Source organism: Kutzneria buriramensis (assembly GCF_003387475.1).
Classification (GTDB): domain Bacteria; phylum Actinomycetota; class Actinomycetes; order Mycobacteriales; family Pseudonocardiaceae; genus Kutzneria; species Kutzneria buriramensis.
Window position 1 is genome coordinate 110,309 of the sequence record NZ_QUNO01000012.1, and the last position, 17,928, is coordinate 128,236.

At 71.5% G+C, this 17,928-nt stretch carries 22 protein-coding genes and 1 pseudogene; 13 read left to right on the plus strand and 10 right to left on the minus strand.

Features of this window, described 5'->3' with window-relative positions:
* Position 1: 1 nt before the first annotated feature.
* The 8 genes from dhaL (at position 2) to BCF44_RS32355 (ending at position 5,635) form a co-directional block, all read left to right on the plus strand.
* Positions 2-622, plus strand: coding sequence for a dihydroxyacetone kinase subunit DhaL (dhaL, locus tag BCF44_RS32320; protein ID WP_116178223.1), 621 nt, complete (start codon positions 2-4; stop codon positions 620-622).
* Complete coding sequence (gene dhaM, locus BCF44_RS32325; RefSeq protein ID WP_116178224.1) at positions 619-1,284, plus strand: dihydroxyacetone kinase phosphoryl donor subunit DhaM; 666 nt, start codon at positions 619-621, stop codon at positions 1,282-1,284. The genes dhaL and dhaM overlap by 4 nt, the downstream gene beginning before the upstream one ends.
* 109 nt (positions 1,285-1,393) lie before the next feature.
* Positions 1,394-2,011 carry a hypothetical protein gene (locus BCF44_RS32330; protein ID WP_116178225.1) on the plus strand — a complete coding sequence of 206 codons (618 nt, stop codon included), beginning with the start codon at positions 1,394-1,396 and terminating at the stop codon, positions 2,009-2,011.
* Between the two features lie 9 nt (positions 2,012-2,020).
* Positions 2,021-2,728 (plus strand): class F sortase, encoded by a 708-nt coding sequence (locus BCF44_RS32335; RefSeq protein WP_116178226.1) that lies wholly within the window; start codon positions 2,021-2,023, stop codon positions 2,726-2,728.
* Positions 2,729-2,942: 214 nt separating this feature from the next.
* Positions 2,943-4,715, plus strand: a complete 1,773-nt coding sequence (locus BCF44_RS32340; RefSeq protein WP_116178227.1) for a 3-hydroxyacyl-CoA dehydrogenase family protein — start codon at positions 2,943-2,945, stop codon at positions 4,713-4,715.
* A 20-nt stretch (positions 4,716-4,735) separates the two neighbouring features.
* Positions 4,736-4,996, plus strand: a complete 261-nt coding sequence (locus tag BCF44_RS32345; RefSeq protein WP_147328713.1) for a hypothetical protein — start codon at positions 4,736-4,738, stop codon at positions 4,994-4,996.
* Positions 4,950-5,231, plus strand: coding sequence for a FitA-like ribbon-helix-helix domain-containing protein (locus BCF44_RS32350; RefSeq protein WP_211353310.1), 282 nt, complete (start codon positions 4,950-4,952; stop codon positions 5,229-5,231). Before BCF44_RS32345 ends, BCF44_RS32350 begins: the two co-directional genes overlap by 47 nt.
* Positions 5,228-5,635 carry a type II toxin-antitoxin system VapC family toxin gene (locus tag BCF44_RS32355; protein WP_116178230.1) on the plus strand — a complete coding sequence of 136 codons (408 nt, stop codon included), beginning with the start codon at positions 5,228-5,230 and terminating at the stop codon, positions 5,633-5,635. The genes BCF44_RS32350 and BCF44_RS32355 overlap by 4 nt, the downstream gene beginning before the upstream one ends.
* Here the strand turns inward: BCF44_RS32355 and BCF44_RS32360 are convergent.
* Positions 5,632-5,829, minus strand: coding sequence for an FmdB family zinc ribbon protein (locus BCF44_RS32360; protein WP_116178231.1), 198 nt, complete (start codon positions 5,827-5,829; stop codon positions 5,632-5,634). The genes BCF44_RS32355 and BCF44_RS32360 overlap by 4 nt on opposite strands.
* A 48-nt stretch (positions 5,830-5,877) precedes the next feature.
* Between BCF44_RS32360 and BCF44_RS32365 the strand changes: the two genes are divergently transcribed.
* Positions 5,878-6,174 (plus strand): hypothetical protein, encoded by a 297-nt coding sequence (locus tag BCF44_RS32365; protein ID WP_116178232.1) that lies wholly within the window; start codon positions 5,878-5,880, stop codon positions 6,172-6,174.
* 1 nt (position 6,175) lies between these two features.
* On the opposite strand, the gene BCF44_RS32370 is transcribed toward BCF44_RS32365, so the two are convergent.
* Positions 6,176-6,517 (minus strand): hypothetical protein, encoded by a 342-nt coding sequence (locus tag BCF44_RS32370; protein WP_116178233.1) that lies wholly within the window; start codon positions 6,515-6,517, stop codon positions 6,176-6,178.
* Positions 6,518-6,566: 49 nt separating this feature from the next.
* Between BCF44_RS32370 and BCF44_RS32375 the strand changes: the two genes are divergently transcribed.
* Complete coding sequence (locus tag BCF44_RS32375; RefSeq protein ID WP_116178234.1) at positions 6,567-7,310, plus strand: alpha/beta hydrolase; 744 nt, start codon at positions 6,567-6,569, stop codon at positions 7,308-7,310.
* Here the strand turns inward: BCF44_RS32375 and BCF44_RS32380 are convergent.
* The gene (locus BCF44_RS32380; protein WP_116178235.1) at positions 7,297-7,791 is read right to left on the minus strand and encodes a GNAT family N-acetyltransferase; all 495 of its coding nucleotides are present in this window, start codon (positions 7,789-7,791) and stop codon (positions 7,297-7,299) included. The genes BCF44_RS32375 and BCF44_RS32380 overlap by 14 nt on opposite strands.
* Positions 7,792-7,818: 27 nt before the next feature.
* Positions 7,819-8,361, minus strand: a complete 543-nt coding sequence (locus BCF44_RS32385; protein ID WP_116178236.1) for an AAA family ATPase — start codon at positions 8,359-8,361, stop codon at positions 7,819-7,821.
* Between the two features lie 26 nt (positions 8,362-8,387).
* Between BCF44_RS32385 and BCF44_RS32390 the strand changes: the two genes are divergently transcribed.
* Entirely contained in the window at positions 8,388-9,080 is a 693-nt protein-coding gene (locus BCF44_RS32390; protein WP_116178237.1) for an alpha/beta fold hydrolase, read from the plus strand.
* Positions 9,081-10,011: 931 nt separating this feature from the next.
* Here the strand turns inward: BCF44_RS32390 and BCF44_RS57920 are convergent.
* The 3 genes and pseudogenes from BCF44_RS57920 to BCF44_RS32405 all read right to left on the minus strand — a co-directional run.
* A pseudogene (locus BCF44_RS57920) lies at positions 10,012-10,938 on the minus strand (chromosome segregation protein); the annotation flags it as partial.
* 57 nt (positions 10,939-10,995) lie between these two features.
* The gene (gene ccrA, locus BCF44_RS32400; RefSeq protein WP_116178238.1) at positions 10,996-12,327 is read right to left on the minus strand and encodes a crotonyl-CoA carboxylase/reductase; all 1,332 of its coding nucleotides are present in this window, start codon (positions 12,325-12,327) and stop codon (positions 10,996-10,998) included.
* 101 nt (positions 12,328-12,428) lie between these two features.
* Complete coding sequence (locus tag BCF44_RS32405) at positions 12,429-12,986, minus strand: dihydrofolate reductase family protein (protein WP_116178239.1); 558 nt, start codon at positions 12,984-12,986, stop codon at positions 12,429-12,431.
* 142 nt (positions 12,987-13,128) lie between these two features.
* Here BCF44_RS32405 and BCF44_RS32410 point away from each other — a divergent pair, with 142 nt between their 5' ends.
* Both BCF44_RS32410 and BCF44_RS32415 read left to right on the plus strand, forming a co-directional pair.
* The gene (locus tag BCF44_RS32410) at positions 13,129-13,488 is read left to right on the plus strand and encodes an SPW repeat domain-containing protein (RefSeq protein WP_116178240.1); all 360 of its coding nucleotides are present in this window, start codon (positions 13,129-13,131) and stop codon (positions 13,486-13,488) included.
* 17 nt (positions 13,489-13,505) lie between these two features.
* Entirely contained in the window at positions 13,506-14,084 is a 579-nt protein-coding gene (locus tag BCF44_RS32415; protein WP_116178241.1) for a TetR/AcrR family transcriptional regulator, read from the plus strand.
* Here the strand turns inward: BCF44_RS32415 and BCF44_RS32420 are convergent.
* The 3 genes from BCF44_RS32420 to BCF44_RS32430 all read right to left on the minus strand — a co-directional run bounded on the left by BCF44_RS32420 (position 14,081) and on the right by BCF44_RS32430 (position 17,867).
* On the minus strand, positions 14,081-15,055 hold the full coding sequence (locus BCF44_RS32420) for an NAD-dependent epimerase/dehydratase family protein (RefSeq protein WP_116178242.1): 975 nt from the start codon (positions 15,053-15,055) through the stop codon (positions 14,081-14,083). The genes BCF44_RS32415 and BCF44_RS32420 overlap by 4 nt on opposite strands.
* On the minus strand, positions 15,052-16,194 hold the full coding sequence (locus BCF44_RS32425; protein ID WP_342775672.1) for a nucleotide disphospho-sugar-binding domain-containing protein: 1,143 nt from the start codon (positions 16,192-16,194) through the stop codon (positions 15,052-15,054). Before BCF44_RS32425 ends, BCF44_RS32420 begins: the two co-directional genes overlap by 4 nt.
* Positions 16,195-16,352: 158 nt before the next feature.
* Positions 16,353-17,867: a beta-mannosidase gene (locus BCF44_RS32430; protein ID WP_147328714.1), complete on the minus strand. Its 1,515-nt coding sequence runs from the start codon at positions 17,865-17,867 to the stop codon at positions 16,353-16,355.
* Positions 17,868-17,928: the final 61 nt, after the last annotated feature.

A 17,928-nucleotide genomic window follows, 5' to 3' on the forward strand; every position in this document is an offset into this window, starting at 1 on the left:
CATGGGCTGTACCGCAACGGATGTGGCGTCGGCGGTGCGTGCGATGGCGACGGTCGTCGCGGCGCACCGGGACGAGCTGGTCGACCTGGACCGGATGATCGGCGACGGCGACCACGGCGAGAACCTCAAGCGGGGCTTCGATGCCGTGGTGTCCGCATTGGACTCATCCGAAGTGGACACTCCGGCGAATGTGTTGAAACTGGTGGCGAAGACGCTGATCTCCAAGGTTGGCGGCGCGTCGGGACCGTTGCTGGGCACCGCATTCCTGCGTGCCGCCTCGGGGCTGGACGAGGTCGACGGCGCCTCGGTCGCCGCCGCGCTGCGGGCGGCGTTGGACGGCGTCGTCGCGCGGGGCAAGGCCGAGGTCGGCGACAAGACGATGGTCGACGCCTTGCAGCCGGCGGTGGAGGCAGCCGAGGCCGTCAAGGACAAGTCGGTGGCGGAGGTCCTGGCGGCCGCGGCGGCCGCGGCCGAAACCGGTGCCGAGTCGACGATTCCGTTGGTGGCGCGCAAGGGCCGGGCGTCGTACCTGGGCGAGCGGTCGGCCGGCCACCTCGACCCGGGCGCCCGCTCCACGTCCCTGCTGCTGCGGTCGCTGGCCGACTCGGCGGCCGCCTCATGACCGTCGGACTCGTGATCGTCTCCCACAGCGCCAAGTTGGCGCAGGGCGTGGCCGAGTTGACCGCGCAGATGGCCCCGGACGTGACCATCCGGCCGGCCGGCGGGATGAGCGACGGCACGCTCGGCACCGATTTCGACCTCGTGCTCACCGCGCTGGAGCAGGCCGACACCGGCCAGGGCGCGGTGCTGCTCTACGACCTCGGCAGCGCGCGGATGATCGCCGACCTGGTCGTCGAGTCGCACAGCGACCCGCTGCACGCGGTGGTGGTGGACGCCCCGGTGGTCGAGGGCGCGGTCGCGGCGGCCGTGGCCGCGCAGGGCGGGGCCGACCTCGCCGGCGTGGCCCGCGCGGCCGGCGAGCGGCCGCCGGAGTTCGGCGCCGAGAAGCCCAAGACCGAGGGCGAGGGGGTGGACCTGGTGTTGCGCAACGAGGTCGGCCTGCACGCCCGGCCGGCGGCGCTGCTGGTCCGCACGATCGCCAGCCTCAAGGCCGACGTGACCGTCTACCACGACGGCCAGCGGGCCGACGCCCGCAGCGTGCTGGCCCTGATGGGGCTGTCCGCGCGCGGCGGCGACACCATCAAGGTCGTGGCCGATGGGCCGGACGCGGCCGAGGCGCTGCGCCGGATCGGCAAGCTGGTGGAGATCAACTTCGAGGAGTAGTCCGAAACGCACTGAACCGGTCGGGCGGCTGTCGGCGTAGTTGGCGGCGATCGTCACTTGCGAGCACGACCGACCGGGCCGGCTCAGTGCTTTTCAGGAAGGACTGCTCATGGTTGTCACTCGGGTGGTCGCCGCGGGCGCGGCGCTCGCCGCGCTCACGATCGTCGCGGTGGCGCCGGTCGCGTACGCCGACACCAGCAACAACCGCAACAACGGCGACGCGTCGCTGCGGATCGAGCCGTCGCAGCGCTCGTACCACGGCGGCGATGTGATCAAGCTCGACGCCAAATGCGACTCCAACCGCGCCGACATCGCCATCTCCGCCGCCCTCGACAACGTCAAGGAATGGATCAAGACCGGCCGCAGGGACTTCAACCTCCAGGCCACCGCCCGGGTCCGCAACGACGTGAAGTCCGGCAACTTCGAGATCTCCTTCCGCTGCGGCGACCAGAAGATCTCCGTCACCATCAACGTGGACAACGGCAACCGCGGCGGTGGCAACGGCGGCACCACGACCACCACCAACACCACCACGTCGACCACTGTGGACACCTCGACCACCATGGTGATGCCCGTCGGCGCGCCGCAGACCGGCGGCTTCGGCCCGTCCGACACCGGTCCCGGGCTGGTCGGCCTGGCCGAACTCGGCGGCGTCGTGCTCGTCGCCGGCGCGGGTGTCGGCGTCGCGGTGACCCGCAGGCGCAGGCTCGCCGTCCAGCGCGGCTGAGGGCGGGGCATGGAGCCGACACTGCACATCCCCAACCCCGGCCAGGGCGGGAAGCCGTCGGGCCGGCGCACCACGATGGTCGTCGTCGGAGCGCTGGTCGCGGTGTTCGCGCTGGTCGGGGTGGCGATCGGGATCTTCCGCCAGGGCACGCCGGAGAACACGGCGCTGACCAGTTCGGTGCCCGCCACCCAGCCGACCTCGGCCGCCGGCGCGCCGACGTCGGCCGGGCAGCAGCAGGCCGCCCCGCCGGCCGACAACGGGACCCGGTCGGGCCTGCCGGTGCGGGTGGACGTGGACGCGATCAACGCCCACTCCTCGTTGGTCCAACTTGGACTGAACGCGGACAGGACGGTGCAGGTGCCGCCGGTCGACGAGCCGCTGCAGGCCGGCTGGTACAAGTTCGGCGTGCGGCCCGGCGAGGTGGGCAAGGCGGTCATCCTCGGGCACGTGGACGGCGGCGGCCAACTCGGCGTGTTCAACCGGCTGCGCGACCTCAAGCCCGGCGACGTGGCCAAGGTGACCGAGCAGGGCGGCCAGGTGCTGAACTTCGTGGTGCGCCAGGTGCAGGAGGTGCCCAAGTCGCAGTTCCCGACGCAGGCCGTCTACGGCCCGTCCAACCAGCGCGAGCTGCGACTGATCACCTGCGGCGGGGCGTTCGACAAGTCCAGCGGCAACTACGTGGACAACATCATCGTCTCCGCGGTGCTGACCGCCTGACAAGTCGTCGGCGCCGGAACGTGTCGATCCTGGGTGACGCGTTCCGGCGCCGGCTCCTTTTTCCGGTGACTTCCTGTCAGCGGAACTTGCACGATTCGGTGGCGAAGCTCACCCGGTCGAGCGGTCGCGGCATGGCAGTATCTCCGCCAAGCTCGGATGTTACTGACGCGTAGCAAGCCAGTGACGCCGCTTCGACGAGCGCCGGAGGTCCGCCGTGACGCGCGAAATCACCACCGTTGGAATCGTGGGACTGGGCACCATGGGTGCCGGCATCGCGGAGGTGTGCGCGCGTAACGGCCTACGGGTCGTAGCGGTCGAAGTGGACGAGGCCGCGATCGCCAAGGGGCGCGGGCACATCGAGCACTCCACCGCGCGTGCGGTCAGCGGCGGCAAGCTGGACGAGGCCGGCCGGGCCGAGCTGCTCGAGCGGATCTCCTGCGCCACAAGCCTTTCCGCGCTGGCCGAGGCCGACCTGGTGATCGAGGCCGTGCCGGAGAACCTGGCGCTGAAGGCGGAGATCTTCGCCGAGCTGGACAAGATCGTGCGGCCGGACGTGATCCTGGCGTCCAACACGTCGTCGCTGTCGATCACCGAGATCAGCGTGCACACCGGGCGGCCCGGCAAGGTGCTGGGGCTGCACTTCTTCAACCCCACGCCGGTGCTCAAGCTGGTGGAGGTCGTGCGCACCGTCGTCACCGAGCATGACGTCGTCGAGGACGCCGTGGCTTTCCTCGGCGGGCTGGGCAAGACGCCGGTCGTGATCGGCGACCGGGCCGGCTTCATCGCCAACGCGCTGCTGTTCGGTTACCTCAACCACGCCGTCCGGATGTACGAGAGCCGTTACGCCACAAGGGAAGACCTGGACGCGGCGATGCGGTACGGCTGCGGCTACCCGATGGGACCGTTGGCGCTGCTGGATCTGATCGGTCTCGACACCGCGTACGAGATCCTCGACACGATGTACCACCAGTCCCGCAACAGGTTGCACGCGCCGGCGCCGATCCTCAAGCAGATGATCACCGCCGGGCTGCTGGGCCGGAAGTCCGGGCGTGGCTTCTACACCTACGAGGCGCCGGACTCGCCGGTGGTCGTCGCCGACGGGGCCGTGGCCGGTACCGTCGCCGGCACCCCGCGTGAGGTGCACCGGGTCGGCGTGATCGGCACCGGCACCATGGCCACCGGCATCGTCGAGGTGTTCGCCAAGGCCGGCAACGATGTCGTGCTGCGGGCTCGCGGCGTGGACAAGGCCGAGGCCGCCGTCGCCAAGATCCGGAAGTCCCTCGACAAGGCCGTCGTGCGCGGCAAGCTGGCCGAGGCCGACCGGGACGCCGCCCTGGCCCGGATCCACACCGCCGTCGAGTTCGAGGCGCTCGCCGACTGCGACCTGGTGATCGAGGCCGTCGCCGAGGAACTGTCCGTCAAGCAGGCGGTTTTCGCCGCGCTGGACGAGGTGTGCAAGCCCGGGGCCGTGCTCGCCACCACCACGTCCTCGCTGCCCGTGATCGAGTGCGCCGCCGCCACGTCGCGGCCCGGCGACGTCGTCGGCCTGCACTTCTTCAACCCCGCGCAGGTGATGAAGTTGGTGGAGATCGTCTCCACCATCGCGACGTCGCCCGACGTCGTCGCCACCGCCCACGCCGTCTGCAAGCGCCTGCGCAAGGAGCCCGTGCACTGCGGCGACCGGGCCGGCTTCATCGTCAACGCGCTGCTGTTCCCGTACCTCAACGACGCCGTGAAGATGCTCGAGGCCCACTATGCGGAGGCCGACGACATCGACACCGCCATGAAGGTCGGCTGCGGCCTGCCCATGGGCCCCTTCGAGCTGCTGGACGTGGTCGGCCTCGACGTCTCCCTGGCCATCGAGCGCACCCTCTACCTGGAGTTCCGCGAGGCCGGCTTCGCCCCCGCGCCGCTGCTCGAGCACCTCGTCACCGCCGGTCGGCTCGGCCGCAAGACCGGCCAGGGGTTCCGCGACTACACGGGGTGACCGTCCGCTACCCTGTGCGCGTGACGATCATGAAGATCTCGGGATTGCCACCTCGAACCCTGGACACCATCGCCGCGCGCGCCCGCATCGCGGGCCAGTCGGTCGAGGACTACGTGCGAGGGCACCTGATCGCGCTGGCGTCACACCGGACACCGGACGAGATGTTGAATGAGATCGAGGCCAGGCTGGCCCGACCACTCTCACGGCTGTCCTCGACCTCCGAGGAAACGAGCCATGAACACGACCGCGAGCTCGGTAGCGCTAAATCAGCGCTACCCTGACGATGTGCCGACCATTCAGATCCGAGACATCCCGGAAGACGCGTACCTGACCATCCGACTGCGGGCTGAGGAGGCCGGCCAGTCGATCCAGGCGTACATGCGGGATCAGGTGATCGCGATGGCGGCCAGGAGGACCAAGCAGGAAGTGATCGCGGTGATCGAGGCGGGCCTCGCCGAATCCGGCGGCGCCGACCCTGACAAGATCCTGACGTACCGGGACGAGGAACGCCGATGACCGACATCGTGTTGGATTCCTCGGCATTCGTCTACGCGACCACGGTGTTCACGGAGGAAGCCCGAGAACTCCGCAAGCGGATCGCCGCATCGACCTGCCATGTCCCGCATCTGGCCGATGCCGAGGTGGGCAGTGTGCTCCGCCGTCAGGAACTTGCTGGCGACCTTTCGGCTGATGACTGCCTGACGGCCCTGCATTCGCTCAAGTACCTGGTGGACAACCGATATCCAGCGGTCAGGCCGCTGTCGGACGCGGCCTGGCAACTGCGCGGTGCCATCACGTACTACGACGCGCTCCATGTCGCACTGGCGGCGAGCCTCGGCGCGCCGCTGGTGACCATGGACGCCCGGCTCAGTCGGGCACCCGGGCTCACCTGTGAGGTCGAGCTGGTCGGGCAGCCCTAACCGCAGCAGCCTCCGCCGCAGCAGCCGCCGCCGGCGGGGGCGGCCGCGCCGGTGTTCACGCCGACGGTGGTCAGCAGCTTGACGGTGTCGTCGTGTCCGGCCGGGCAGCTGGCCGGGTCGGCGGCGCTGCTCATCGGCCGGTTCACCTCGAAGGTGTCGCCGCACTGGCGGCACCGGAAGTCGTAGATCGGCATGGGGCCATTGTCCGGCACCGGACCCGCGCCCGGATAGCCTGGTCACCCGTGCCACGCCGTAACCGACCGCACCGCCCCGGACCGAGGGACGCCGACGAGCCGCGACCGTCGACGTTCGGGTGGGCGAGAACCGAGTCGGGGCCGGACGGGGACTGGAACGTCCGGCCGGTGGGCGGAGCGGAGAAGAAGTACCGGTGCCCGGGCTGCGACCACGAGATCCGGCCGGGCACGCCGCACATGGTGGCCTGGCCGGCGGACGACTACGGCGGCGTGGACGACCGCCGGCACTGGCACACGGGGTGCTGGAACAGCCGAGGCCGGCGCAGGCCGACCCGCAGGCACTAGCTCACCGGAACTCGTGCACGACCTCGATCTCGCCGACGAGGTTGTCGTTGAAGTCCTCGAGCTCCTCGGCGGGGACCCAGTACTCGAGAATGGTCTGCCCGCCGACCTGGTGCACCTCGTACCGGTCGAGGAACTCGGTGCGAACCGCGAACCGGGTCACGAAGCCGACGCCGGAGTGCGGCACGTTCCACTCCCGGGCGATCCGCACGGCGTAGTCCTCGTTCAGCACCGGGTAGAAGATCGGCTGGTCCGGGAGCCGCGGCGGCCAGCGGCGCCAGCCGGCGGCGCGGACCAGCTCCAGCTCCTCCGGGCCGGTGGGCCGCCACAGGGTGGTCGAGGTCATGCCGGCATTGTGCCGTCGCGAACGCCCTGACCTGGCACGATTTTCGGTAATGAGCACCGACATCCGCGCCAACACGATGCTGCCGGCCCGCCGCGAGCCGGTGAGCCTGACGACGGCCGACGGCCTGAAACTGGTGGGGGAGCTGGCGTCGCCGGCGGACCACAGGCCGAGGGCGACGCTGGTCTGCCTGCATCCGCTGCCGACCCACGGCGGCATGATGGACTCGCACCTGTACCGGAAGGCGGCGTTCCGCCTGCCGGCGCTGGCGGACATCGCGGTGCTGCGCTTCAACACCCGCGGCACGGCGAGCGAGGCGGGGCGCAGCGAGGGGGCGTTCGACAACGGGGACGGCGAGCGGCTGGACGTGGCGGCGGCGCTGAACCTCGCGAAGGACCGGAACCTGCCGAACGTGTGGCTGGTGGGCTGGTCCTTCGGCACGGACCTGGCCCTGCGGCACGGCTGCGTCGACGACGTCGCGGGAGCGGTGTTGATCGCACCGCCGCTGCGCTACAGCTCTCCCTCGGACCTGACGGCGTGGGCGGGCACGGACAAGCCGGTGGTGTGCCTGGTCCCGGAGTTCGACGACTACCTGCGGCCGGCGCAGGCCCGCGACCGGTTCGCGCCGATCCCGCAGGCCCGGATCGAGGAGTTCGCCGGCGCGAAGCACCTGTTCGTCGGCTACGCCGAAGCGGTGCTGGACGCGATCGTGGCCACGGTCGCGCCGGACGTCGAGGTGCCGCTGCCGCGACACTGGGACGGCCCGGCGGAGGACCGCAAGGTCACCATCGTCTGAACTCCAGCCAGTACGGGTCGCGCCCGGCCTCCCGGAAGCCCAGCCGCTCGGCCAGGCGAATGGACGGCAGGTTGTCCCGCGTGGTGATCACGACGACCGGCACGCCGGGGTCCCGGCGCTCGGCCCACCCGACGGCGGCCCGCGCCATCTCCAGCGCCAGCCCGCGCCCCCACGCGGCCGGCCGGAACCGGTAGAACAGGTTCAGCGCCGGCTCCCCGTCGTGCTCGATCCGGCGCAGGCCGCCGATGCCGACGGCCCCCTCGGACGCGGCGTCGACCACCAGCCAGTAGCCGATGCCGTGCTCGGCCCAGTCGGCGACCCAGCACCGCAGCTGCTGGGCGATCCGCGCCGGGCTGGCGGTGCCCAGCGGGTTGTGCCGGTTCGCCTCCCGGTCGCCCTGGATCTCGGTCACGGTGGGCAGGTCCTCGGCCCGTAACCGACGCAGCAGCAACCGCTCGGTGCGCAGTTCGGCTGTCCGCATGACCCCGATTCTGCGCCCGCAGGGTCGCTACAGGTGCTCGATGAGGCTCTCCGGGAGCCGATTCAGTACCTGTTCGACCGTCTGCTCGGCGGTCTGGGTGGAACTGTCCAGCCACAGCCCGATCCGCGGGGTGTCCCGGTGCACGACGGCGTTGAGCGCGGCGGGCGTCCACACGTCGTCGTAGGCGATCTTGCTGCGCTCGGCCTCACGGCGGCGGACGGTCTCCTCGTCGGGCACCAGGACGATCACGTGCAGCGGCCGGGCCCTCAGCGAGCGCACGAACTCGACCAGGTGGCGGCCGATGATCACGTCCTCGACGACGGTGGCGAAGCCGGCCTCGTGGAAGGAGTCGGCGAGCAGCGCGGTCTGGCGGTAGCGCAGCCCGAGCTGGCGCAGCGCCTCCGGCGACGGCTCCGGGGCCATGTCGGCGCGGCCGTTGCGGATCATCGTGCGCACGGCGTCGCCCTCGACGAACGCGCTCGTGGGCAGCGCGTCGGCGAGCAGCCGGCCGACGGTGGTCTTGCCGGCGGCGGAGGTACCGGTCAGCAGGATGAGCGGATGGTCAGGCACGACCGTGCACAGTAGCGTCGGCGCACATGATGTTGGTCCTCTTGCACGCCTTCCCGTTGGACTCCCGTATGTGGGACGGCGTCCGCGAGCCGTTTGCCAAACGTTTGCGGATGGTCACCCCGGACCTCGGCGACGGCCCGCCGAGCCTGGACGACGCCGCCGACACCGTGCTGGCCGGCCTGGGCGACGAGCCGTTCGTGCTCGGCGGCTGCTCGATGGGCGGCTACCTGGCGATGTCCATCCTGCGCAAGGCCCCGGAGCGGGTGGCCGGCCTGCTGTTCGTCGACACGAAGTCGGCCGCCGACGCCCCGGAGGCCCGGGAGAACCGGCTGGCGATGGCCGCCCGCGCCGAGGCCGAGGGCGTGAGCGGCTGGTTGGCGGACGCCCTGCTGCCGAACCTGGTCGGCTCCGCGCCCAAGCCGGAGGTGCTGGCCACGCTGCGTTCGATCATCGAGTCGCAGGCGGGGTCGGTGGTGGCGCGGGCGCAGCGGGCCATGGCGGCGCGGCCGGACTCGACGGAGCTGCTGGCCCAGGTCACTGTGCCGACGCTGGTCGTACGGGGCGCGGAGGACGCCCTGATGGCGCCGGGCGCGGTGCAGGTGCCCGGGGCGCGGGTGGTGGAGCTGGCCGGCTGCGGCCATCTGCCGCCGGTCGAGGACCCCGAGGCGTTCGCGGCGGTGGTCCAGGAGTGGCTCGACGAACACGGGTTCGCGGACTGAGAACGGCCGGTCGGGGGCCGCGTTGGCGGTCCCCGACCGGTTCGAGGCTGGGTCAGCGCTTCGCGGACTGCCGCGGGTTGGGACGCTGGATCTTCTTGGTCTGCTCGGCGTCCTTGGCGGCGGCCGGCTGCTGACCACCCTGCTGGGGCTGCTGCTGCGCGGCGCCGGCGGCGCGGGGCTGCTGCTTGGCCGGGGGACGACCGGTGCGCGGCGTGCCGGGCTTGCCGCCCTTCAGGGGCACCTGCTGCACCGGCTGCGTGACCTGGTTGGGCGTCGCGGCGGGGTTGGTCGTGGTCAGCGGCTGCGCGGCCTGCGGCTGCGACAGTGCCTGGGTCGCCTGGGGTGCGGATAACGGCGTCGGGGCGGCCTGCGTGTTCGCGGGCTGACCGGCCGGAGCCTGCGGCCGGGAAGCAGCGGCAGGGGCCTGGGGGCGGTTGGCGGGAGCCTGACCCTGTGGGGCGGCCGTCGGAGCGCCGGCCTGACTCGGCACGGCTGACGGAGCCGCGCCGGCCTGCGTCGGGGCCTGACCGGACTGGCCTTGCGGGGCCGCCGGCGTGCCGGACTGGCCCTGCGCCGCAGCCGCGCCGGCCTGCGTCGGGGCCTGACCGGACTGGCCTTGCGGGGCCGCCGGCGTGCCGGACTGGCCCTGCGCCGCAGCCGCGCCGGCCTGCGTCGGAGCCTGACCGGTCTGGCCTTGCGGGGCCGCCGGCGTGCCGGACTGGCCCTGCGCCGCAGCCGCGCCGGCCGGCGTCGGAGCCTGACCGGTCTGGCCCTGCGGCACTGCCGCCGAGGCCTGCCCCTGGGCCGCCGGACCACTGGCCTGCGCCGGGGCGCCGGCCTGCTGGGTGCCCGGCTTTGCCTCGCCACCCTCCGGCACGTTGACCTGCACGGTCGGCGACTCGTCGGCGACCTTCTCCTCCGGCAGCCGCTCCAGCATCGGCGCCGCGGCGATGATCAAGCCGCGGGCCTCGGTGAGCTGACCGGCGATCCGGTTGCGCAGCCCGCGCAGGTGCTCGACGCGCCGCGTGGCGTCGCCGACCCGGCGGGCGGACTCGTCGGTGGCCTCCCGCACCCGGCGGTGCGCCTCGTCGGTGGCCTCCTGCAACCGGGCGGTCGCCTCGGCGATGGAGTCGTGCCGCCGCCGGTTGGCCTCCTCGGTCGCCTCCCGGACCCGCTTCTCGGCCTCGGCCTTGCTGGACGCCTCCTGCTCGGCCAGCGCCCGCATGGCGTCGGTGCGCCGCGCGGACATGGCGATCTCGAAGTCCTCCTCGACCTGGGTCCGCTTGGCCAGGGAGTCGGCGTCGGCCTTGGTGCGGACGGCCGCCGCCGCCGCGTCGGCCTCGTCCCGCTTCTGCGCCGACTCGTCCGTGATGCGCTTGGCCTCGGCGTGCGCGGCCTCCATCACGTTCTTGTGCTCGGTCTCCATGGCCGCGCGCCGCGCGTCCACGTCGCGCATCATCTGCTCGTACCGGGCGCGCAGCGCGGCGCCCTCCTCCTCGGCCCGGGCCCGGATGTGCCCGGCCTCGGCCTCGGCCCGCGCCTTGGTCTCGTTGGCCTCCTCCTGAGCGAGCTTCAGCATCCGTTGCAGACGCTCGCTCAGGCCCTCCAGCGTGGTGGGCGGCAGCGACAGCCGCTCGACCTGGCCGCGCAGGTCGTCGATCTCCGACCGGGCCTTCTCCAGCTGCCTGGCCAGGTCGTTCGCCTGGGACACCGCGGCGTCCCGATCGGCGGCCAGCAGCTTGAGGTCGGCGTCCAGCCGTTCCAGGTGGTCCTCCACCTGGGCTTTGTCGTAACCGCGCTTGACGACGTCGAAGCCGGTTCCCAACGGGACGAGATCACGGTCGCTGCCAAGGGCCATGTGCCCACGCTACCGGTACGGGTGACGCCGGTGTGCACGACGCATGGCGGAATCGCCTCACACGCCCCGGAACCGGTTGATGTCGGACAGATGCCGCGCGCGCAGCTCGGGATCGCGCACGCCGAGACCCTCCTCGGGGGCCAGGCACAGCACGCCGACCTTGCCCTGGTGCGCGTTGCTCTGCACGTCCCGCGCGGCCTGGCCGGTCTCCGACAATGAGTACACCTTGGACAGTGTGGGGTGGATCTTCCCCTTGGCGATCAAGCGGTTCGCCTCCCACGCCTCGCGGTAGTTGGCGAAGTGCGAGCCGATGATCCGCTTGAGGTTCATCCACAGGTACCGGTTGTCGTAGCTGTGCATGTAGCCGCTGGTGGACGCGCAGGTGACGATGGTGCCGCCCTTGCGCGCCACGTAGACGCTGGCGCCGAAGGTCTCCCGGCCCGGGTGCTCGAACACGATGTCCGGGTCGTCGCCGCCGGTCAGCTCGCGGATCTTGGCGCCGAACCGCTTCCACTCCCGCGGATCCTGCTCGTGCTCGTCCTTCCAGAACCTGTAGCCCTCGGCATTGCGGTTGATGATCAGTTCCGCGCCCATGCGGCGGCAGATCTCCGCCTTCTCCTCGCTGGACACCACGCACACCGGGATCGCGCCGCCGTTGAGGGCGAACTGCGTGGCGTACGAGCCGAGGCCGCCGGAGGCGCCCCAGATCAGGACGGTGTCGCCCTGCTTCATGTTGGCGCCGTTGGTGGACACCAGCTGCCGGTACGCGGTGGAGTTGACCAGACCGGGGGAGGCGGCCTCCTCCCAGGTGAGGTGCTTCGGCTTGGGCATCAGCTGGTTGGTCTTGACCAGCGCCAGCTCGGCCAGGCCGCCGAAGTTGGTCTCGAAGCCCCAGATCCGCTGCTCCGGGTCGAGCATGGTGTCGTTGTGCCCGTCCGGGCTCTCCAGCTCGACGGACAGGCAGTGCGCGACCACCTCGTCGCCGGGCTTCCACGCCTGCACGCCCGGGCCGGTGCGCAGCACGACGCCGGCCAGGTCGGAGCCGACCACGTGGTAGGGCTGGTCGTGCCGGGAGGCCAGCGGCGAGGTCTTTCCGTACCGCTTGAGGAAGCCGAAGGTCGACAGCGGCTCGAAGATCGAGGTCCAGACGGTGTTGTAGTTGATGGCGCTGGCCATCACCGCGACCAGGGCCTCGCCCGGGCCGAGCTCGGGGGTGGGCACCTCGTCCAGGTGTAGCGACCGGCGCGGGTCCTTGTCCGCGGTGGCCATGCCGTCGAAGAGGTTCACCTCGTCGGCGTGCACGGTCATGCCCTTGTAGGTCTCGGGAACGGGCAGGTGCGCGAGCGCGTCCCGCTCGTCGGCGAGGATCGCGTCGAGGATCTTCTGCACGGCGTTGCCTCCGGGGCCTCTAGCTGGGGTCCGATCGCAGGTTGGACGGAGGTTACCCACGAGTAACGATCCAGAACTACCGATGTGGCCGGGTTCACCCGTCAGCGGGCGTAGTGCTGCAGTGTCACCCCGTTCCCGAACCGCCGCAGGTCGACGAGCCGCAGGTCGGCGCGGGCGTCGACCGGGGCGAACAGGGGACGTCCGCGGCCGATGAGCACCGGGTACGTGTACACGCGGTACTCGTCGACCAGGTCCAGCTCGCGGAAGGTCCGGGCCAGGTCGGGGCCGCCGACGGACATGTACTCGCCCGGCTCCTGCTGGAGTCGGCGGATCTCCTCGACGTCCACCTCGCGGTGGATGGTGGTGTTCCAGTCGGTGCTCTGCCAGGTCGTCGAGAAGACGTGCTTCGGCTTGGCGCACCAGATCGCGGCGAAGTCGGCCATCGTCGCGGTCGCGTCCGGGTCGGCGGCCACCGCCGGCCAGGCCTTGGCCATCAGCTCGTGGGTGATCCGGCCGGTCAGGAACGCGCTCACGTCCCGGTACAGGTCGTTCATGTGTTGGTGCAGCTCGTCGTCGACCTGGTGCCAGTCGATCTCACGGTCGGGCCCCTCGAAGAACCCGTCCAGCGAGGCCGTCAGGGAGTACACGATTTTCCGCATACGGCACGGTACGACCCGGCCCCGACAATTCCCGGATAACGCCAGGTCAGGCCGCAGATGTCTAGCCGGTCACAAGTCTTGACCGGCCGGCCAACCAAGGCGCATGATCGGGGGATCCCACGAGGATGTGGAGGGGTTGGAAATGGCCAAGTCATGGACTAGGTGGCAGGACTGGACCGAGGTCGTGATCGGTGCGCTGGTCGCGCTCTCGCCGATCGTGGTGGCGACCTCCACGGCCGCTGCGTGGACGATGATCGTCCTGGGTGTGCTCGTCGTGCTCGACGGGCTGTGGTCGCTGGCCTCGCCCAGCATGGTTGCCGGCGAGTGGGTGCAGATCGTTCTCGGCGTGCTGCTGTTCGTGGCACCCTGGGTGATGAGCTACACCGCGATGTCCGGCGCCTCCTGGGTGTCCTGGGTCGGCGGCGTGCTGACCGTGCTCGCGGGCGCCGTCGCGGTGCCGGTCGCGAACTCGGCGCACCGGGGACTGGCCGGTTCCCACTGACGATTGGCGAGGTGAGGGTGGAGGAGATCCCGGCACGGGAGCGAATCCTGACGGCGGCGGAGGAACTGTTCGCCGAGACCGGGTTCGAGGCCACCCCCACCTCCAAGATCGCCGAACGGGCCGGGGTGCCCAAGGGTCTCGTGCACTACTACTTCAAGCGCAAGCCGGATCTCCTCGTTGCGCTCGTCGAGCGGCTGCCCGACGAGCGCATCGACCTGTCCGGGGTGGTCGTCGACGGCGACGTCGCCGGCAGCCTGCGCGGCCTGCTCGCCGAGCTGGACCGGCGGCGGCAGGAGTCGCTGGTGCTGAGCAGCCTGCTCTACCGCGAGGCCGACACCCACCACACCGTGCGCGACGCGTTGCAGAGCCGGTTCCGCAAGCTGGTGGGCCTGATCCGCAAGGTGATCATGGCGGCGGGCAGCGAGGTGCAGTGCAAGGCCGACGTCGACAGCGCCGCCGAGCTGCTCGCGCTGGCCGTCAGCTACCAGCACTCGGTGGCCCGTCACGCCGCCGAGCCGGAGCTCGGCAGCGTGACGATGGAGCGGGAGCTGGCCTTCATCTCCGACGCCCTGGCCCTGGGAGCCGGGGCGCCCTAGGCGGCGGCGCGGTCCCGCCGCGTGGCGAGGAACCAGGCCACCGTGTCGGCCAGGCCGTCCGTCAGCGGGCGGGGCGTGAAGTCGACGATCTCGTTCATCCGCCGCAGGTCCAGCCGCCGGGCGGCCGACCCGGCCGGCTTGTCCCGGTCCAGCCGGATCCGCTCGGGCCGTCCGAGCAGCGCGGCGAGGCGGCGGGCCAGGTCCACAATGGACACCGACTCGTCCCCGCCGACGTTGACCGCGGCGTGGCGGCTCGTGGCGATCATCGCCAGCGTGGTCCGGACCAGGTCCTCGACGTGCACGAAGCTGCGGGTCTGGCGGCCGTCGCCCCAGATCACCACCTCCTCGCCGGCGGCAAGCCGGCCGAGCATCGCCGGGATCACCCGCCCGCCACCGTCCCGCGGCCCGTACACGTTGGTCGGCCGGGGCACGTGGATGGTCATGTCGAACTGCTTGCGGTGCAGGTCGGCGAGGATCTCGGTGTACATCTTCGACAGCGCGTAGCCGTTGTCGGTGAAGTGCGCGTGCCGGCGGAAGTCGTCCTCCTCGGTGGCCGGATCCGGCGCGTCCGGCGCGTAGACCTCGGCCGAGCTCATCAGCACCACTTGGTCCACCTGCTGGCGCCGGGCGGCGCCGAGCACGTGGGAGGCGATCCGCATGTTCTCGTCGAGGATCCGCGCCGAGTGCCGCCGCTTGAACTCGGCGTTGCCGTCCAGCGCGGCGCAGTGCACCACCGCGTCGACCCGCCGGGCGGCGTACCGGCAGGCCGCCCGCAGCTCGTTCTCGTCGAGCAGGTCGAGTTGGATCAGCCGGAGCCGCGCGGTGTGGTCCAACTCGGCGATCACCTCGGGTCTTTCCGTGCGGTAGAGGCAGATGACCTCCGCGCCGCGCACGAGCAGCTGCTGCACGAAGTGCGAGCCGACGAAGCCGAGGCCGCCGGTCACCACGGCGGTGCGTCCCACCCAGTTCACGACCGCACCTCCGCCAGGCACACGAGATCGTGGAGGCTGTCGGCGACCAGATCCGGCGACGGCCGGTGGCGGATCTCCGCCCGCAGCGCGCGTGCGGCCGCGCGGTGGCTGCCGTCGGCCAGCAGCGCGGTGACCGCCCCGCGGACGGTCTCGGCGTCGACCTGCCCCGGCAGGTACTGGATGCCGCCGCCGGCGGCGGCCAGCCGCTCGGCGTGCCGGTACTGGTCGCACATCTGCGGCAACGCCAGCTGCGGCAGCCCGAACGCGGTCGACGTCATGGTGGTGCCCGACCCGCCGTGGTGCACGATCACGTCGCAGGTCGGCAGCGCGTGGCTCAACGGCAGACCGGTGACGGCGCGGATGTGCGGTGGCAGGTCGTCGAGCGGCGCGAGGTTGCCGCCGGTGACGAGCACGACGTCGGCGGCGACGTCGGACAGTCCGTCCAGCACGACGTCCAGCACGGACGCGTGGTCGCCGGGGATCGGGATGCTGCCCAGCGTCACGCAGATCCGCGGGCGGTCCGACTGCTCCAGCAGCCACGACGGCACCGGGCCCGAGCCGTTGTACGGGACGTACGTCATCGGCAGCGCCGCCGGCGGCTCGCCGGGGTATTGCAGGCTGGGCGGACACACGTCGACGGTCCAGGTCGGTTCGCCGACGCCGTCGAGCCCCCAGCGGTGGTGCAGACCGGCGAGCGCCGCCGCGGTGGCGCCGGGCAGCTCCGGGGGCAGCGCGACGCCCCAGGTCTGCATCACGGTGGGGATGCCGACCACGGCCGCCGCGAGCGGACCGGCGTGCTCCCACGGCGTGTGCAGCACGACGTCCGCCCGCCACTGCGAGGCCAGCTCGACCGTGCGGCCGGCGAGCCGTTCGGCCAGCGGCAGATAGTAGGCGACGACGTGGTCGATCAGGGCCGCCGTGGAGTTGTCCTGAACGGCGTGATCGGTCGGGACGAAATCCCGTACCGGACAATCGGGGCCGAGCCGGACGGCGGGCAGTCCGGCGGCCGCCGCTACATCGGCGAAACGTCCCGGCAATGCGACGAGAACGTCATGGCCACCGTTGCGCAATGCCCAGCACAACGGGACCAGCGGAAAGAAATGTCCATAGGTTGGACACGCTGTGACCAGCACCTTCATGGTTGCTCTGCCACTTCCTGGCTGGGTGATGGACGTGGACGAGCGCGGCGGTCGAGCACTGGAAAACTAGCCGATGACTATCCGTTCCTCTATGACTCCGGTCGAGATATGGCCGAATTTCCGTGAATGACGTGAATTATCGGCGGCGCCGATCGCGGTCATTGTCGGCGGCCGCAGCTCAGCCATTCCACGCCGTAGGGCGGCAGTGTCGCGCCGGGCCGCGCGGTCACCCGGTCCGGGGACAGGTTGAGCAGGCAGTACCACTCCCGGCCGTCGGCGTGCCGCAGGCCGTCGACCAGGATCCGGGGGTCGGGCACCGCCACCGGCCGGTACACCTCCGCCGCCTCGGCCAGCGCGTCGTAGAGGCGGTAAGCGTTTGCCATCTGCTCCAACGGATACGTGCACAGCACCAGCCGCCCGGCCCCGTGCCGCTTGACCAGCAGCGCGGGATTTCCCTCGTCGTCCACGGCCACCACCTCCGCCGACACCGGCCGCACCGGCAGGTAGGTGTGGCCGGCGTCGAACACCAACTCGTCACCGGCGTGCAGACCGGCGAAGTCGGTGCGGAATGTGAACCGCACCGGGCCGGTCGACACGGGATGCGGCCGGCCGTAGCGGCGCTGGTTCTCCACGCCGAACATCTCGTCGGGTTCCGGGTGCGAGGCGTAGACGGTCGCCCCCTGCTCGGCCAGCGCCGCCAGCCGCCGCCACGAGGCCGCGGCCGGCCGGGCCGTCGACGGCACCAGGTAGAGCAGGTAGCCCTCGGCGATGCCGTCGGCCTCGTGCTCGAACCCCAGGGCGAGGTCGGCCTGCCGGGCGGCGACGTAGGACCACCTGTCCACGGCGGCCGACACGACCAGCGCAGTGTCCACCGGCAGCCGCTCGCAGCGGTCGAAGTCGATCTCCGTGAGGGTGTCGGCGAACCGGGTCATCTCCAGCAGTTGGGGCTTGGACGGCGCGTTCGGGGCCAGCCAGCCGGTCGCGCCGGCCAGCAGCGTCGCGTGCAGCACCAGCCGGCAGAAGTGGTCGGATCCCGCGCCGAGGTCGTTCAGTACCACCGGCTGCCCGCCCAGCCGGGCCAGTTCGCAGGCGAAGGCCACGCCCAGCGGGTCGTCGTCCGAGGCCTGCGGACACGTCCAGTCCACGATCGCCGCGAGCCGGCGCGGGTCGTGCCCGTGGTCGAGGGAAACCGCTTGCCGGGCCCCGCCCGCGCGCACCGCGTCGATCATCAGCTGGGCCCATGACTCCAGGACTTCCCCGTCCCGCGCCGGCGCCTCGAGCAGCCAGCCGGCGACTGCCGGGTGGTCGGCGAAGCGCGCGGTCAGCTCCCGCACGTGCCAGGCCTGCCTGGCCACCAGCCACACGTCCCGGTACGGATCGCGGCCGCCGCACCAGCTCGGTTCGCCCGACAGCAGCGTGGACACCGTGGCCATGCCCTGCGCCGCGTGCCGGTCGAGGAGGTCCTCGTAGCGCTGGAGCATCGTCTTGTCCAGGCGGTCCGGCTTCGGGTGGAAGTCGGGCCAGAGCGGGAAGGACCGGGTCAGGTTCAGGCCGTGCGCGCGTAGCAGCGCCAACTCCTCCTCGACCACCGCCGGGTCGTAGTCGCGCCACGACGTCGAGATGCTCACCCCAAGCCAGGCGGGCGCGTTCAATCTGCCGTCACTGCGTCTCATCACACCGCTCCCTGCCGCAGACGTTCCCGACATCAACACGTGCGGGAGCGCCCGGCCGCTC

Coding starts and splice junctions, on each gene's coding strand:
- dhaL (WP_116178223.1), top strand. CDS start 2: ATGGGCTGTACCGCAACGGATGTGGCGTCGGCGGTGCGTGCGATGGCG.
- dhaM (WP_116178224.1), top strand. CDS start 619: ATGACCGTCGGACTCGTGATCGTCTCCCACAGCGCCAAGTTGGCGCAG.
- BCF44_RS32330 (WP_116178225.1), top strand. CDS start 1,394: ATGGTTGTCACTCGGGTGGTCGCCGCGGGCGCGGCGCTCGCCGCGCTC.
- BCF44_RS32335 (WP_116178226.1), top strand. CDS start 2,021: ATGGAGCCGACACTGCACATCCCCAACCCCGGCCAGGGCGGGAAGCCG.
- BCF44_RS32350 (WP_211353310.1), top strand. CDS start 4,950: ATGAACACGACCGCGAGCTCGGTAGCGCTAAATCAGCGCTACCCTGAC.
- BCF44_RS32355 (WP_116178230.1), top strand. CDS start 5,228: ATGACCGACATCGTGTTGGATTCCTCGGCATTCGTCTACGCGACCACG.
- BCF44_RS32360 (WP_116178231.1), bottom strand. CDS start 5,829: ATGCCGATCTACGACTTCCGGTGCCGCCAGTGCGGCGACACCTTCGAG.
- BCF44_RS32370 (WP_116178233.1), bottom strand. CDS start 6,517: ATGACCTCGACCACCCTGTGGCGGCCCACCGGCCCGGAGGAGCTGGAG.
- BCF44_RS32375 (WP_116178234.1), top strand. CDS start 6,567: ATGAGCACCGACATCCGCGCCAACACGATGCTGCCGGCCCGCCGCGAG.
- BCF44_RS32380 (WP_116178235.1), bottom strand. CDS start 7,791: ATGCGGACAGCCGAACTGCGCACCGAGCGGTTGCTGCTGCGTCGGTTA.
- BCF44_RS32390 (WP_116178237.1), top strand. CDS start 8,388: ATGATGTTGGTCCTCTTGCACGCCTTCCCGTTGGACTCCCGTATGTGG.
- BCF44_RS32405 (WP_116178239.1), bottom strand. CDS start 12,986: ATGCGGAAAATCGTGTACTCCCTGACGGCCTCGCTGGACGGGTTCTTC.
- BCF44_RS32410 (WP_116178240.1), top strand. CDS start 13,129: ATGGCCAAGTCATGGACTAGGTGGCAGGACTGGACCGAGGTCGTGATC.
- BCF44_RS32425 (WP_342775672.1), bottom strand. CDS start 16,194: ATGAAGGTGCTGGTCACAGCGTGTCCAACCTATGGACATTTCTTTCCG.
- BCF44_RS32430 (WP_147328714.1), bottom strand. CDS start 17,867: ATGAGACGCAGTGACGGCAGATTGAACGCGCCCGCCTGGCTTGGGGTG.